The organism is Kitasatospora sp. NPDC052868 (assembly GCF_044547105.1).
GTDB lineage: Bacteria > Actinomycetota > Actinomycetes > Streptomycetales > Streptomycetaceae > Kitasatospora.
On sequence record NZ_JBITZW010000010.1, the window covers coordinates 244,232 to 258,044 of the forward strand.

The following is a 13,813-nucleotide window of genomic DNA, read 5'->3' on the forward strand; positions in this document are numbered from 1 at the left end:
CGGTACGGTCTCCAGACCATGTGCGGGCCTTACGTTTTCGGCCCCGGAGCCCCGTTCAGGGGCCCGGGGCCGCGCCGCGCCCGGGGCTCCGCGGGAAAGTTCGTGAATTTCTTCACATGGCGATCGGGCCATTCGTTGCACCCGATGGTCCGCTACGTCCGAAATGTGGGACCGAAGGCCTGTTCGGCGCGCCGACCGCTGGATCGCAGGTGACGCCCCCCTGCAGGTTTGAAAATCGAAATCACATGCGGGAACCCAGGCCTGGTGCGGATCGTTGCTGCTCAGCCGGGTCATTGCCGCCCGGGTGCCCGCCGGGCGCCCCTTCGGCCGGAGGTTCGGTACCCGGCACCCCGAAAAGGGGCCGCGAAGTGTATCACAGGGTGTCCAGGAGCTTGTGACCGGGCTCACGAAGGCTGCTCCGGACGGTGCTGGATACTTTCGGATATGAGCACCACGGAGCGTCCTCGCATCCTCATTGTCGGCGGTGGTTACGTCGGCCTGTATGCCGCGATGCGCATCCTCAAGAAGATGCGCTACGGGGAGGCGACCGTCACGGTCGTCGACCCGCGGTCGTACATGACGTACCTGCCCTTCCTCCCCGAGGCGGCCGGCGGCAACGTCGCGCCTCGCAACCTCGTCGCCCCGCTGCGCAGCGCCCTGAAGAAGGCGGAGGTGCTCACCGGTGCTGTCACCGGTGTGGACCACGCCCGCAAGGTCGCCACGATCCAGCCGGCGGCAGGCGACTCGTACGAGCTGCCCTTCGAGTACCTGGTCGTCGCGACCGGCTCGGTCTCCCGCACCTTCCCGATCCCGGGTCTGGCGGAGCACGGCATCGGCATGAAGACGGTTGAAGAGGCCATCAGCCTCCGCAACCACGTCATGGCGCAGCTGGACAAGGCCGAGTCCACCACCGACGAGGCGGTCCGCCGCAAGGCGCTGACCTTCGTCGTCGTCGGCGGCGGCTTCGCCGGCGTCGAGACGATCGCCGAGATCGAGGACATGGCGCGCGACGCCGCCAAGATCTACCGGACCGTCAGCCGCGACGACATGCGCTTCATCCTGGTGGAGGCGGCCAACCGCATCCTCCCGGAGATGGGCCCGGACCTCGGTCTGTGGACCAAGGAGAAGCTCGAAGAGCGCAACATCGAGATCTACATCGAGACCTCGATGGACTCCTGCGTCGACCAGCACGTCGTGCTGAAGAACGGCGTCGAGGCGGACGCCTCCACCATCGTGTGGACGGCGGGCGTGAAGCCGAACCCGGTGCTGGCCAACTTCGGCCTGCCGCTGGGCCCGCGCGGCCACGTCGACACCGCGCCGACCCTGCAGGTCCAGGGCTTCGACTACGTCTGGTCCGCCGGTGACAACGCGCAGGTCCCGGACCTCGCCGCCGGTGAGGGCGCCTGGTGCCCGCCGAACGCGCAGCACGCCGTCCGTCAGGCCGCCGTCCTCGGCGACAACGTGATCTCCGGCATGCGCGGCTTCCCGCAGCAGGAGTACAAGCACAAGAACCTGGGTGCGGTCGCCGGTCTCGGCCTGCACAAGGGTGTGGCGATCCTCTTCGGCAAGTACAAGCTGAAGGGCCGTCCGGCCTGGTGGTTCCACCGCCTGTACCACGGCGCCATGGTCCCGACCATGAACCGCAAGGTCCGCGTGTTCACCGACTGGACCCTGGCCGTGTTCCTGAAGCGCGAGGCCGTCGGCCTGGCCCAGATGGAGAAGCCGTTCGAGGCGTTCCAGGAGGCTGCGGCGCCCGCGCCGAAGCCCGTCGAGGCCGCCAAGCCGGCCGCCGACAAGGAACTCGCCACCAGCAAGTAAGCGACTGAGATCCCGGTGTGGGAGCACCGGGAAATGAGTCGGAGGCCCTCCGCCCGGCAGCGTCGCCGGACCACGACCTCCGTGGTGCTCAGCCGGCCGTGCGACCGGGCGGAGTACAGAAGTACGGGAAGTCCCCCACCGAACCCTCCGGTGGGGGACTTCCCGTTTGTGCGGATAGTGCGAGTGGGCCGGTGGTGCGGGCCCGGAACGGACCGCCGCCCGGACCGCCTGGGTGGCGGTCCGGGCGGTCCGGGCGGTGGGGCGTCCCGGATGGGTCAGTCGGTCTTGATGCTCTCCAGGATGTCCAGCTTGGAGGCCCGGCGGGCGGGCCAGATCGCGGCCACCAGGCCGACCAGACCGGCCAGGGCGAGGAAGAGCAGCAGCTGGCTGAAGGGCAGCACGGTGGTCAGACCGGCCATGCTGGACTTCAGGGTGCCGTTGATCGCCCAGGCGATGAAGCAACCGAGCAGCAGGCCGACGCCGGCGCCGAAGACCGAGATCACCACGGACTCCAGGCGGACCATCCGCTTGATGCCGCCGCGGTCCAGGCCGATCGCCCGCAGCATCCCGATCTCGCGCTTGCGCTCGAAGACCGACATCGCCAGCGTGTTGACCACACCGAGGATCGCGACGATCACCGACATCGCCAGCAGGCCGTACATCATGTTCAGGGCGAAGGTGATGATCTGGCTGAAGTCGTCCCGGACGTCCTGCTTGGACTTGACCTCGATGACCGGGTTGGCGCCGGTGGCGTCCTTGAGGGCCTGCTTCAGCGGGCCGGTGGCGCCGTCGGCACCCTTGACCAGGACGTCGCTGATGTACGGCTCGGGCTCGTGCTTGGCGATCTCCGAGTTGGCCATCATGACCGGGCCGAGCATCGCGCTCGCCTCGTAGACGCCGCCGACGGTGACCTGTCCGGTGCTGTCGTCCGAGTAGGTGACCGTCATGGTGGACCCGGGGCTGAGCGTGTTCTTCTTGGCGTAGTCCGCGTCGACCAGGATCTGGCCCTTGGCGAGCCCGGCGGTGGAGCCGCTGGTCAGCTTGACCGCGACGAGCTTGTCGAAGCTGTCGGTGTTCAGGCCGGTGATCGACTTCTGGGTGCCGTTCAGGTCCCAGTAGACGGTGGTGAGCGGCGAGGAGGCCGCCACCCCCGGGGCCTTGGCGATCTCGGCCGGGACCTTCGCCGAGAGGCTCATCCCGTTGGCGGCCGAGACCAGGTAGTCGGCGTTCATCGAGCTGGTGACGGCCTTGTCGAGCGCGCCGCCGACCGAGGCGCCGATCACCGTGAGGCCGGAGACCAGGGTCAGGCCGATGGTGAGCGCGGCGGCGGTGGAGGCGGTGCGGCGCGGGTTGCGCACCGCGTTGCGCCGGGCGAGCTTGCCCGGGGTGCCGGCCAGCTTGGCGAGCACCGGGCCGAGCAGGGCGATCACCGGCCGGGAGAGCAGCGGCAGCAGGACGAAGACGCTGACCAGGGCCAGGAAGGCGCCGAGGGCGACCGGCATCCGGCCGTCCCCGTTGCCGGTGGAGGCGCCGAAGGCGATCAGGGCGACGCCGCCGGCCGCGCCGACCGAGCCGATCGCGTTGCGGACCACCAGGCTCTTCTGGCTGCTCGGCTGGTCGCCGCTGCTCATCGCGGCCACCGGGGCGATCCGGGCGGCGCGCAGGGCGGGCAGCAGGGCGGAGAGCACCGTCACCAGGACGCCGACCACCAGGGTGACCGCCACGGTGAGCGGCTTGATCACCAGCGAGCCGGAGGGCATGTCGGTGCCCAGCGCGCCGATCAGGGACTGCATCCCGGCGCCGATGCCGACACCGGCCACCAGACCGGCCACGGCGGAGCCCGCTCCGATCGCCAGGGCCTCGATCAGCACGGACGCGGTGACCTGCTTGCGGCTGGCGCCGATCGCCCGCAGCAGCGCGAGCTCCTTGGTGCGCTGGGCGACCAGCATGGTGAAGGTGTTGGCGATGATGAAGATGCCGACGAAGAGCGAGATCCCGGCGAACGCGAGCAGCATGGTGCGCATGCCGTCGGTGCCCTGGGCGATCATCTTCTGGTCTTCGTCCTTGAGCTGCTGACCGGTCTCGACGTGGATCTGCTGGCCGGTCGGGAGCTTCTGCTCGGCCTGGGCGAGCAGGGCGTCCTCGGTGGTGCCGGGCTTGGCGGCGAGCACGATGCTGCTGTAGCGGCCGGGCTCCAGCAGCAGCTGCTGGGCGGTGCCGCGGTCGAACAGGGTCAGCGTGCCGCCGGTGCTGACCACCGGGTCGTCGGTGGTGAAGATGCCGGTCAGCCGGGCCTCGACGACCGGGCCGTTGGAGGCGACGCGGACGGTGTCGCCGACCTTGTAGCCGCCCTTGTCGGCGGTCTTGCGGTCGAGCGCGATCTCCTTGGCCGTCTTCGGGCCCTGGCCCTCGGCTATCGGGTAGCGCGCGTCCTTGCCGTCCGGGCCCGGGGCGAAGTTGGCGCCCTTGGCGGTCCAGGCCTGGCCGATCAGGTTGCCGCTGCGGTCGGCGACGCCGGTGAAGCCGCTGACCACGCCGCGGGCGCCGGCGGCGCCGGGCAGCGCGGCGAGCTGCTGGACGGTCGCGTCGGTCAGGGTGGCCTGGCTCTTCTCGCTCTTGTCCCGGGCGCTCGCGCCGGAGCCGGCGGCCCGGTCCACGATCTGCACCGACACGTCGGAGTAGCTCTTGGAGTTGCTGTCCTCCATGGCCTTGCCGAAGGTGTCGGAGAAGACCATGGTGCCCGCCACGAAGGCGGTGCCCAGCATGACGGCCAGAGCCGTCATCAGGAGTCGGCCCTTGTGGGCCAGCACATTGCGCAGTGCGGTGCGGTACATGGGGTGTCCTGGGTTTGGAGGAGGGACGGGCTGCTACCGGCGGAGCGTCAGCTCGTCCGGCCCTTGGCGTCGAAGCGGCGCATGCGGTCCAGGACGGTGTCGGCGGTGGGGTTGGTGAGCTCGTCGACGATGCGGCCGTCGGCGAGGAAGACGACGCGGTCCGCGTAGGCGGCGGCGACGGGGTCGTGGGTGACCATCACGACGGTCTGGCCGAGTTCGCGTACGGAGTTGCGCAGGAAGGAGAGGATCTCGGCGCCGGAGCGGGAGTCGAGGTTGCCGGTCGGTTCGTCGGCGAAGATGATGTCGGGCTTTCCGGCGAGGGCGCGGGCGCAGGCGACGCGCTGCTGCTGTCCGCCGGAGAGCTGGCTGGGGCGGTGCGAGAGACGGCCGGAGAGGCCGACGGTGTCGACGACGCGGTCGAGCCAGGGCTTGTCGGCCTTGCGGCCGGCGATGTCCATGGGGAGGGTGATGTTCTCCAGCGCGGTCAGCGTGGGGAGCAGGTTGAAGGCCTGGAAGATGAAGCCGATGTGGTCGCGGCGCAGCTGGGTGAGCTGCTTGTCCTTGAGGCCGACCAGCTCGGTGTCGCCGATGGTGGAGGAGCCGGAGGTGACGGTGTCCAGGCCGGCCATGCAGTGCATGAGGGTGGACTTGCCGGAGCCGGAGGGGCCCATGATGGCGGTGAACTCGCCCTGCGGGAAGGTCACGCTGACGTTGTCCAGGGCGACGACGCGGGTCTCCCCCTCCCCGTAGACCTTGTTGAGGCCGGTGGCGCGGGCGGCCGCCCGGCCGGTGCGGACGGCGGTTGCGGTCGACGTGGTCACGGGGGTGCTCCTTGTGTAGCGGACTGGGGGAGAGGGGTTGGACGGCCGGATCCCCGGAGGTTCCGGCGGTATCCCCATACTCCGCTACGTGATCATGGTTGTTCGTCGCTCCGCGGGACGGTTGGGGGGACCGCCGCTGGGCGTACGCCCTGATGAAGGCCTCATCCTCCGGTATGACACGGACCCTGAGCGGGGGCCGTTGGCCGGAACCCGCGCTTCCGGTGGCCAAATCACGGACTGTTCGTCAGATGGCAAGGAAACATGACAACTTCCCTGGCCGGGAACATGCGAAAGGGGGAGGCGGGCGACTAGGCTCAGGGGTGGCCCGCCCCGGAGCGGCTTACCTCCGGCCGGCGGCGGTGCCGGTCCGCAGCGCGCCCGGATGGTGGAACGCAGACACGGGCAGCTTAAAACTGCTTGGCCGTGAGGCCGTGCCGGTTCGAGTCCGGCTCCGGGCACCACTCGAAGCGGGGGCGCCGCCGGGCGTCCCCGCCGAGCGCCCCCTGGTAGATCCTCCTCGCGGCGTATCCCTATTTTTTTGCCAAGCCATTACCCTTGTGCTTCGGGCGGCGCCAGTGCCGCCACGGAGGGAATGAGCAATGAGAAGCAGCAACCCGGTCTTCTCGCGGGAGGGATCCTTCACCCGCGAGCCCGGCTACGCGGGTTTCGGCGCCACGCAGGCCCCGCCGGCCGGGAGCCCGTACGCGAACCAGCCCGGTGGGCAGGGCAACCCGTACGGCAACAACCCGTACGCGGGCAGCCCGTACGGCCAGCAGCCGCAGGGGCAGGGCCCGCTGACCGACGAGCAGCTCGTCGAGATGTACCAGGCGCCGTCGGCCGGTCCGCTGGCGACGGGTCGGATGACGCTCGACGACGTGGTCGCGCGGACCGCCATGACGCTGCTCACCCTGGTCGCCGCCGGCGCGGTCGCCTGGTTCGTGCTGCCGACCGAGAACTACGGCTATGCGACCGGCGCCTCGCTGATCGCCCTCGTGGTCGGCCTGTTCATCACGTTCAAGCCGAACGTCAGCCCGGCGCTGATCCTCGTGTACGCGGGTCTGCAGGGCTTCGCGCTCGGGGCGATGACGCACTTCCTCAACACCATCTTGGAGGGCATCGCGATCCAGGCGGTGCTGGGCACCGCGGCGGTCTTCGCCGCGATGCTGCTCGCCTACAAGTCCGGCCGGATCCGGGTGACCGCCCGCTACCAGCGGATCGGCATCGCGATCGGCATGGGCTTCGCGATCCTGATGCTGGTCAACGTGCTCGCGGGGGTGTTCGGCTCCGGTCTGAACCTCTGGCAGGGCCCGCTGGGCGTCGTGGTCGGGCTGGTCGGTATCGCCATCGGTGCCTTCTACCTCTCGCTGGACTTCAGCGAGATCGAGCGGGCGATCGCCCAGGGCGCCCCGCAGAAGGAGGCCTGGCGGGCCGCCTTCGGGCTGACCCTGTCGCTGGTCTGGATCTACATCGAGATGCTGCGGCTGATCGCGAGCCTGCGCGGCGACGACTAGTCCCCGCAGCCCCACCGCACTGTGCACGGCCCGCCGGGCCCCGGAGCCTCCCGCTCCGGGGCCCGGCGGCGTTCGTTAGGCTCGCCGTATGCCCGAAGCAACGCCCCTCGTGGAAGCCGTCGACTCCCTGGCGGATCGTTTCCGCTCCATGCCGCAGAGCCGGCTGCTGGGCGCGGTGCCCGGCCACGCCTCGCGGGCGGCGGCCGCGCTGGTGCTGGCGCGGTGGCTGGCCGGGGCGGCGCAGGCGGTGGAGGGGCTGCCGGTACGGGACTTCCCGGACGCCGGGGCGTTCGCGGTCGGCGACCAGCTCGCGGTGGCCGGGCACGATCTGGCGGCCGCGCTGGCGGCGCTGCCGGAGGGTGCCCGGGTGCTGCTGCCCGGACCGGCGGACGACCCGGCGGACGACCCGGCCGCCGCCAACGGCGCCGCCGGCAGCGCGACCCCGGTCGACGGCACGGGGGTCGACGGTGCGGCGGTGCTGGCCGGGGCCCTGGCCGAGGTGGCCGCCACCGCCGCCCTCTGCGCCTGAGCGTCTGCGCCTGAGCGGCCCTGCGCCTGAGCGTCTGCGCCTGAGCGGCCCTGCGCCTGAGCGGCCCTGCGCCTGAGCGGCGCGGGCCCGGACAGGCGAAAGGCCGCCCGGATCGGTAACCCCCCGATCCGGCCGGCCTCCTGGTGAGGTGTCAGATGCTCGCAACCACCCGGTCGGCGAGCACGTACACGGCGTCCTCGTCGGTGGAGAAGGTCAGCGAGTACGAGCCGGAGAACCGCGAGCCGCCGAGCAGTCGGACGTCCTCGCCGGCCCGGACGGCGTCGATCAGCCGGTAGGCGGCCTCGCGGTCGCCCGGGGCCACGCAGAGCGTGGTGCCGTCGGCGAAGGCGTAGACGTCCAGGGTGCCGAGCGGGCCGGGACGGACGTCGGTCAGGGCGACGCACTCCTCGGCGAGCGTGGCCAGCCGGGTGTCGGTCCACTCGCGGGACGGCGCCTGGCTGGGCACGAAGTCGGGGTGCGAGGGGTGGCGGCGCGGGTCGGGGGCGGCCACCGGGGCCTCCTCGACGGCCGACTCGGTGTCCAGCAGCCCGGCCTCCAGGCCGGTGGCCAGCAGGTCCGCCTCGCGCCGGGCCCGGGCGTCGCCGCCGGTCTCGGCGGCGGGCGCGCCCGCCGGGTGCGCGGGGCGCAGCGGGGCGCCGCCCTCGGGGCCCGCTCCCGGGTCGACCGGGCCGGTGCCGCCCTCGTTGATCAGGTCCTCCAGCGCGGAGCGCAGCGCCTCACCGAACTCCGGGTCCATGGTGCCGGAGTTGTCGGCGGCGTCCTGTGGGCCGGTCGGCCGGGGGAAGAAGAGCGGCCACTCCTCGGTGCTGCCGAGCACGCTCGCGAAGGGGGAGTCGAACAGCGGCGCGTCCTCGGCCGCGCGGGCCTCCTGCTCGGCCCAGAACGCACGGGCCTCGGTGATCTCCCGCTCGCGGTCGGCGGCGAGGGCCTCGGCCACGGCCCGGCGTATCGCGGCTTCGTCGACGGGTGCGGGCTCGGCCGAGGCCTGCGCGTCCAGTCGGCGGGAGAGCCCCCGGACATGGACCAGCACAGTGGTCGACACGGCGATCAGGATCAGCAGCAGGATGGTGTAGACGGCGCTCACGGAACGTACTCCTAGGGAGGAGTGGAACGGGGTTACCTCTCCACACTGCCGCATGCGGGGGTGTTACCGCAGTGGCGAATGTCTAATTTGTCCGTGACTTTCGCACTTGTCCCCAAATTGTTAGGTAACACCGCTCTACGCTGCGGAGTTGATCCGCTCCGCACTGTCGATTTCCGGGCCGTTTTCGAAAGGAAAGAGGGCCGGATCGACCTCGCGGTGTGATCCGGCCCTCAATTACTCTGCGTCACTCCAAACGGGTGGTCTGGACCGCGCGGGCTTGACGCGGGAGGGTCAGCTGAGCCGCTCGATGACCATCGCCATGCCCTGGCCGCCGCCGACGCACATGGTCTCCAGACCGAACTGCTTGTCGTGCCACTGCAGGGAGTTGATCAGGGTGGTGGTGATCCGGGCGCCGGTCATGCCGAAGGGGTGGCCGACCGCGATCGCACCGCCGTTGACGTTCAGCCGGTCCAGGTCGATGCCGAGGTCCCGGTAGGACGGGATGACCTGGGCGGCGAAGGCCTCGTTGATCTCGACCAGGTCGATGTCACCGATGCTCAGCCCGGCGCGGCGCAGCGCCTGCTTGGAGGCCTCGACCGGGCCGTAGCCCATGATCTCGGGGGAGAGGCCGCTGACGCCGGTGGAGACGACCCGGGCGAGCGGGGTGATGCCCAGCTCGCGGGCCTTGGTGTCGGACATGATGACCAGCGCGGCGGCGCCGTCGTTCAGCGGGCAGCAGTTACCGGCGGTCACGGTGCCGTCGGGGCGGAAGACCGGCTTCAGGCCGGAGACGCCCTCCACGGTGACGCCCGCGCGCGGGCCGTCGTCGGTGCTGACCACGGTGCCGTCCGGCAGCGTGACCGGGGTGATCTCGCGCTCCCAGAAGCCGGCCTTGATGGCGGCCTCGGCGAGGTTCTGCGAGCGCACGCCGAACTCGTCCTGCTCGGCCCGGGTGATGCCCTTGAGCGCGGCCAGGTTCTCGGCGGTCTGGCCCATCGCGATGTAGGCGTCCGGGACGAGGCCGTCCTCGCGCGGGTCGTGCCACTCGCCGCCGCCCACCTCGGCCCGCTTGGCGGTCCGGGCCTGGGCCGTGTCGAAGAGCGGGTTCATGGTGCCCGGCATGCCGTCCGAGGTGCCGTTGACGCTGCGCGAGACGGTCTCCACACCGGCCGAGATGAAGACGTCGCCCTCGCCCGCCTTGATCGCGTGCAGTGCCATCCGGGTGGTCTGCAGCGAGGACGAGCAGTACCGGGTGATGGTGGCGCCGGGCAGGTAGTCCATGCCCATCTGGACGGCCACGATGCGGGCCAGGTTGTGGCCCTGCTCGCCGCCGGGCAGGCCGCAGCCCAGCATCAGGTCGTCGATGTCGCGCGGGTCGAGCTGGGGCACCTTGGCCAGCGCGGCGCCGATGATGTGCGCGGTCAGGTCGTCCGGGCGGACGTCCTTGAGCGAACCCTTGAACGCCCGGCCGATCGGCGAACGGGCGGCGCTGACGATGACGGCTTCGGGCATGGCGTGCTCCTCGCTGAGTGACCTTCGGGCTGGGGGCGCCCGGTCCCGGGCCGACGGGCGGCCGGGCGGGACGGTCGGACGCCCGGGAGGAAAGTTACCGCCTGGTAGGTCAGGCGTCACCCGCCCCGGCGTGTGAGGTCGCCGACGTGTTCCCGTCGGCCTCCGGCAGGCGGGCGACGGTCGCCTCGGCCGCCAGGGAGCCGGGCAGGCCGACCCGCAGCCGGTGGCGCAGCAGCGCCCAGCGCCGGGCCGCGCCCTCGGCTCCGACGGCGGCCACCTCGGTGCCGGCCCGGTCGGCCGCGGCCGCGGCGGCCACCGCCACCGGCAGCACCGTGTCGCCGGGCACCGGGCCGCTCGGGCGGTCCTCCTCCGGCCAGAGGCCGAGCGCCGCGCAGAGCGAGGGCAGGACGGCCATCGCGGCGGTCGCGTAGCCCTGCGCCGAGGGGTGGTAGCGGTCGGCGGCGAACATCTCCGGGCGGGCCGCGAACTCCGGCCCGAGCAGCGAGCCGAGCGAGACCGTCCGGCCGCCCGCCTCCACCACGGCGATGGTCTGGGCGGCGGCCAGCTGGCGGCTCAGGCGCCGGGCCACCCAGCGCAGCGGCGGGTGGACCGGCTTGATCGTCCCGAGGTCCGGGCAGGTGCCGACCACCACCTCGCAGCCGTTGGCGCGCAGCGCGGCGACCGCCTCGCCGAGCTGGCGGACGGCGAGCTGGGCCGGGCTGTGCCGGGTGACGTCGTTGGCGCCGATCATGATCACGGCGATGTCGGGGCGGTGCGGCAGGGCCAGCTCCAGCTGGCCGGAGAGGTTCGCCGAGCGCCCGCCGGAGCGGGCCACGTTGACCAGCCGGACCGGCCGCTCGGCCACCGAGGCGAGGCCCGCGGCGAGCAGGGCTCCCGGGGTCTCGCGGGCGCGCAGCACCCCCAGGCCGGCGGCGGTGGAGTCGCCGAGGAAGGCGAGCACCAGCGGTGGCTGCGGCTCGGTGCCGGTGTCCGCGAAGGCCTCGCCGTAGACGCCGTCGGCCTTGGGAGGGTCGCCCTCCAGGATGCCGATGGCCTGCACGGCCAGCTTGCTCTCGGTGAGCAGCAGGCCCACCAGGCCCACCCCCAGCAGGCCCAGCCCGCCGCCGCCGTACGCCGCCGCGGTGGCGATCCGCCGGGCCACCCGGGCCCGCGACTCCTGTGTCCCTGACATCCGGTGCCCCCTCCACGTCCTCGTGCCGCCCCTGCGGGGCGCTCCCGTTGCCTGCACCCCCCTCCTACCCGCCCCCGGCCGTGAGCTATCGGCGGGCGTGGGCCATCCGTGGGGCGGCCCCCCGGCGGCCGGGCCGGGGCCGGTGTGGCGCAAGGGCGGGCTGGGGCCGGTGGCACGCCCTAGGCTTTGCAGTACCGAATGCACTTGCATGCCCACAGACCGGGAGGACCCCCGTGCGGTACCACAACTCGATCATCGACCTGGTCGGCAACACGCCGCTGGTCAAGCTGAACAAGGTCACCGAGGGCATCAGCGCGACCGTGCTGGCCAAGGTCGAGTACTTCAACCCCGGCGGCTCGGTCAAGGACCGCATCGCGATGCGCATGATCGAGGCCGCGGAGGCCTCGGGCGCGCTCAAGCCCGGCGGCACGATCGTGGAGCCGACCTCCGGCAACACGGGTGTCGGGCTGGCGATCGTGGCCCAGCAGAAGGGCTACAAGTGCATCTTCGTCTGTCCGGACAAGGTGTCCACCGACAAGATCAACACGCTGCGCGCGTACGGCGCCGAGGTGGTCGTCTGCCCGACCGCCGTCGCCCCGGAGCACCCGGACTCGTACTACAACGTCTCCGACCGGCTGGTCCGGGAGACCCCGAACGCCTGGAAGCCGGACCAGTACTCCAACCCGGACAACCCGGCCTCGCACTACCACTCCACCGGTCCGGAGCTGTGGGAGCAGACCGAGGGGCGGATCACCCACTTCGTGGCGGGCGTCGGCACCGGCGGCACCATCTCCGGCACCGGCAACTACCTGAAGGAGGTCTCCGGCGGCAAGGTCAAGGTGATCGGCGCCGACCCGGAGGGCTCGGTCTACTCGGGCGGCACCGGCCGGCCGTACCTGGTCGAGGGCGTCGGTGAGGACTTCTGGCCGACCGCCTACGACCGCGCCGTCGCGGACGGGATCGTCGCCGTCTCCGACAAGGACTCGTTCCAGATGACCCGCCGCCTGGCCAAGGAGGAGGGCCTGCTGGTCGGCGGCTCCTGCGGGATGGCCGTGGTGGCCGCGCTGGAGGTCGCCAAGGACCTCGGCCCGGACGACGTGGTCGTCGTGCTGCTGCCGGACGGCGGCCGCGGCTACCTGTCGAAGATCTTCAACGACGACTGGATGGCCGACTACGGCTTCCTGCCCTCGGCCACGGACGAGGCGCACATCGGCGAGGTGCTGGGCCGCAAGGACGCCATCGAGCACGAGGGCATCCCGCAGTTCGTCCACATGCACCCCAACGAGACCGTCGCCGAGGCGGTGCGGGTGCTGCGCGAGTACGGCGTCTCGCAGATGCCGGTGGTCTCCCCGGGCGCCGGGCACCCCGACATCATGGCCGGCGAGGTGATCGGCTCGGTGGTCGAGAAGCTGCTGCTGGAGGGCGTCTTCTCGAACGAGATCCAGCTGACCGACACCCTGGACAAGGTGATGTCCAAGCCGCTGCCCGTGGTCGGCTCGGGTGAGACGGTCACCAATCTGATGGCCGTGCTGGAGAAGTCCGACGCCGCGGTGGTGCTGGTGGAGGGCAAGCCGCAGGGCATCGTCACCAGCCAGGACCTGCTGGGGTTCCTCGCCAGCCGGGTCGCGCACTGACGCCTGGTCAGTCCTGACCGCTCCCGGTGCGGCTGAGGATTCGTCCACGGCTGAAGTGGTACACCGGCGTCACCTCCGCGCAGCATGTGGTTAACAACGGTCGGGCATCGTTGTGTGCACGGCAAGAAGCCGAGCGAGACGACGGCAACCGTCCGGGAGCGGCTCCCCGGCGACCGCGGTCGTCTCCGGACACACCGGCCGGCCCTGACCCGGCCGGCCGTGTCCCGCCCTCCCTCCCCGGCATCGGGAGCGGGAGGGGCCCGTCAGTGGGAGGCGCCGTCGTCCCGCCCCTGTCCGGCTTCGGCCGGTCGACAGGGTGCGGCGGCTCCCACGGGCGTTCACCGCGCCGCTTGGCGCGTCTCCGCGGCTCCCGGGTGGGGGAGCCCGGCGGAGGCGGCGGGCCGGTCCCTCCCCGGAGGGGCCGGCCCTTCCGGTGTCCGTTTCCCGTAACCTCGCACGCATGACCAGCACTGACACGACCGGCCAGGACGCCCCGCGCTACGTCCGGCTCAGCATCGAGCTCATCGCCGAGATCACCGACGAGCAGGCGCTCAAGGCGGCCGCCCTGCAGCAGGTGACGGCCGACGAGTACCTCGACGACGACGAGCGCGCCCAGTCCGTCGAGGCCATCGAGGTGGACCCGTCGGGTTCCCTCGCCCACTTCATCGACCCGGTCGCCCTGCTCGGGGACGTTCCCGGGGTGGAGCTCGCCTCGGCGACCTGGGAGTCCGCGCAGACCGAGTTCGACCCCGAGGGGGAGTGGGACGAGTACACGGTGGAGGAGCCCGCCGAGTAGTCACCCCGGGGGCGACCCCACCGTCACATCGCGTGACTGCCCGGTCTGCCCTGTGCAGGCC

10 protein-coding genes and 1 tRNA gene are annotated in these 13,813 nt (G+C 71.7%); 6 read left to right on the plus strand and 5 right to left on the minus strand.

Going from position 1 to position 13,813, the window contains the following annotated elements; translation table 11 throughout:
- Nucleotides 1-444 precede the first annotated feature (444 nt).
- On the plus strand, nt 445-1,818 hold the full coding sequence (locus ACIGZJ_RS19495; RefSeq protein WP_387952114.1) for an NAD(P)/FAD-dependent oxidoreductase: 1,374 nt from the start codon (nt 445-447) through the stop codon (nt 1,816-1,818).
- A 275-nt stretch (nt 1,819-2,093) separates the two neighbouring features.
- Here ACIGZJ_RS19495 and ACIGZJ_RS19500 read toward each other — a convergent pair whose 3' ends face one another.
- Nucleotides 2,094-4,652: an ABC transporter permease gene (locus tag ACIGZJ_RS19500; RefSeq protein ID WP_396458348.1), complete on the minus strand. Its 2,559-nt coding sequence runs from the start codon at nt 4,650-4,652 to the stop codon at nt 2,094-2,096.
- A gap of 47 nt (nt 4,653-4,699) precedes the next feature.
- Nucleotides 4,700-5,551, minus strand: coding sequence for an ABC transporter ATP-binding protein (locus ACIGZJ_RS19505; protein WP_396458349.1), 852 nt, complete (start codon nt 5,549-5,551; stop codon nt 4,700-4,702).
- Between the two features lie 298 nt (nt 5,552-5,849).
- On the opposite strand from ACIGZJ_RS19505, the gene ACIGZJ_RS19510 reads away from it, so the two are divergent.
- The 3 genes from ACIGZJ_RS19510 to ACIGZJ_RS19520 all read left to right on the plus strand — a co-directional run bounded on the left by ACIGZJ_RS19510 (nt 5,850) and on the right by ACIGZJ_RS19520 (nt 7,513).
- Nucleotides 5,850-5,934, plus strand: a tRNA-Leu gene (locus tag ACIGZJ_RS19510).
- Nucleotides 5,935-6,072: 138 nt separating this feature from the next.
- Nucleotides 6,073-6,984 (plus strand): Bax inhibitor-1/YccA family protein, encoded by a 912-nt coding sequence (locus tag ACIGZJ_RS19515; RefSeq protein WP_396458350.1) that lies wholly within the window; start codon nt 6,073-6,075, stop codon nt 6,982-6,984.
- Nucleotides 6,985-7,072: 88 nt separating this feature from the next.
- Nucleotides 7,073-7,513, plus strand: a complete 441-nt coding sequence (locus ACIGZJ_RS19520; RefSeq protein WP_396458351.1) for a hypothetical protein — start codon at nt 7,073-7,075, stop codon at nt 7,511-7,513.
- Nucleotides 7,514-7,664: 151 nt separating this feature from the next.
- Here the strand turns inward: ACIGZJ_RS19520 and ACIGZJ_RS19525 are convergent, their stop codons facing one another.
- The 3 genes from ACIGZJ_RS19525 to ACIGZJ_RS19535 all read right to left on the minus strand — a co-directional run bounded on the left by ACIGZJ_RS19525 (nt 7,665) and on the right by ACIGZJ_RS19535 (nt 11,322).
- Nucleotides 7,665-8,618: a hypothetical protein gene (locus tag ACIGZJ_RS19525; protein ID WP_396458352.1), complete on the minus strand. Its 954-nt coding sequence runs from the start codon at nt 8,616-8,618 to the stop codon at nt 7,665-7,667.
- Between the two features lie 291 nt (nt 8,619-8,909).
- Entirely contained in the window at nt 8,910-10,130 is a 1,221-nt protein-coding gene (locus ACIGZJ_RS19530; RefSeq protein ID WP_396458353.1) for an acetyl-CoA C-acetyltransferase, read from the minus strand.
- A 109-nt stretch (nt 10,131-10,239) separates the two neighbouring features.
- Nucleotides 10,240-11,322, minus strand: a complete 1,083-nt coding sequence (locus ACIGZJ_RS19535; protein WP_396458354.1) for an SGNH/GDSL hydrolase family protein — start codon at nt 11,320-11,322, stop codon at nt 10,240-10,242.
- A gap of 233 nt (nt 11,323-11,555) precedes the next feature.
- Here ACIGZJ_RS19535 and ACIGZJ_RS19540 point away from each other — a divergent pair, with 233 nt between their 5' ends.
- Together ACIGZJ_RS19540 and ACIGZJ_RS19545 are read left to right on the plus strand one after the other, a co-directional pair.
- The gene (locus ACIGZJ_RS19540; RefSeq protein ID WP_392928645.1) at nt 11,556-12,956 is read left to right on the plus strand and encodes a cystathionine beta-synthase; all 1,401 of its coding nucleotides are present in this window, start codon (nt 11,556-11,558) and stop codon (nt 12,954-12,956) included.
- A 460-nt stretch (nt 12,957-13,416) separates the two neighbouring features.
- Nucleotides 13,417-13,752: a hypothetical protein gene (locus ACIGZJ_RS19545; protein ID WP_396458355.1), complete on the plus strand. Its 336-nt coding sequence runs from the start codon at nt 13,417-13,419 to the stop codon at nt 13,750-13,752.
- Nucleotides 13,753-13,813 lie beyond the last annotated feature (61 nt).

What these genes read in the sequence shown, in the direction of transcription:
- ACIGZJ_RS19495 (WP_387952114.1), top strand. Translation starts at nt 445, where the DNA reads ATGAGCACCACGGAGCGTCCTCGCATCCTCATTGTCGGCGGTGGTTAC.
- ACIGZJ_RS19500 (WP_396458348.1), bottom strand. Translation starts at nt 4,652, where the DNA reads ATGTACCGCACCGCACTGCGCAATGTGCTGGCCCACAAGGGCCGACTC.
- ACIGZJ_RS19505 (WP_396458349.1), bottom strand. Translation starts at nt 5,551, where the DNA reads ATGGGGATACCGCCGGAACCTCCGGGGATCCGGCCGTCCAACCCCTCT.
- ACIGZJ_RS19515 (WP_396458350.1), top strand. Translation starts at nt 6,073, where the DNA reads ATGAGAAGCAGCAACCCGGTCTTCTCGCGGGAGGGATCCTTCACCCGC.
- ACIGZJ_RS19520 (WP_396458351.1), top strand. Translation starts at nt 7,073, where the DNA reads ATGCCCGAAGCAACGCCCCTCGTGGAAGCCGTCGACTCCCTGGCGGAT.
- ACIGZJ_RS19530 (WP_396458353.1), bottom strand. Translation starts at nt 10,130, where the DNA reads ATGCCCGAAGCCGTCATCGTCAGCGCCGCCCGTTCGCCGATCGGCCGG.
- ACIGZJ_RS19535 (WP_396458354.1), bottom strand. Translation starts at nt 11,322, where the DNA reads ATGTCAGGGACACAGGAGTCGCGGGCCCGGGTGGCCCGGCGGATCGCC.
- ACIGZJ_RS19545 (WP_396458355.1), top strand. Translation starts at nt 13,417, where the DNA reads ATGACCAGCACTGACACGACCGGCCAGGACGCCCCGCGCTACGTCCGG.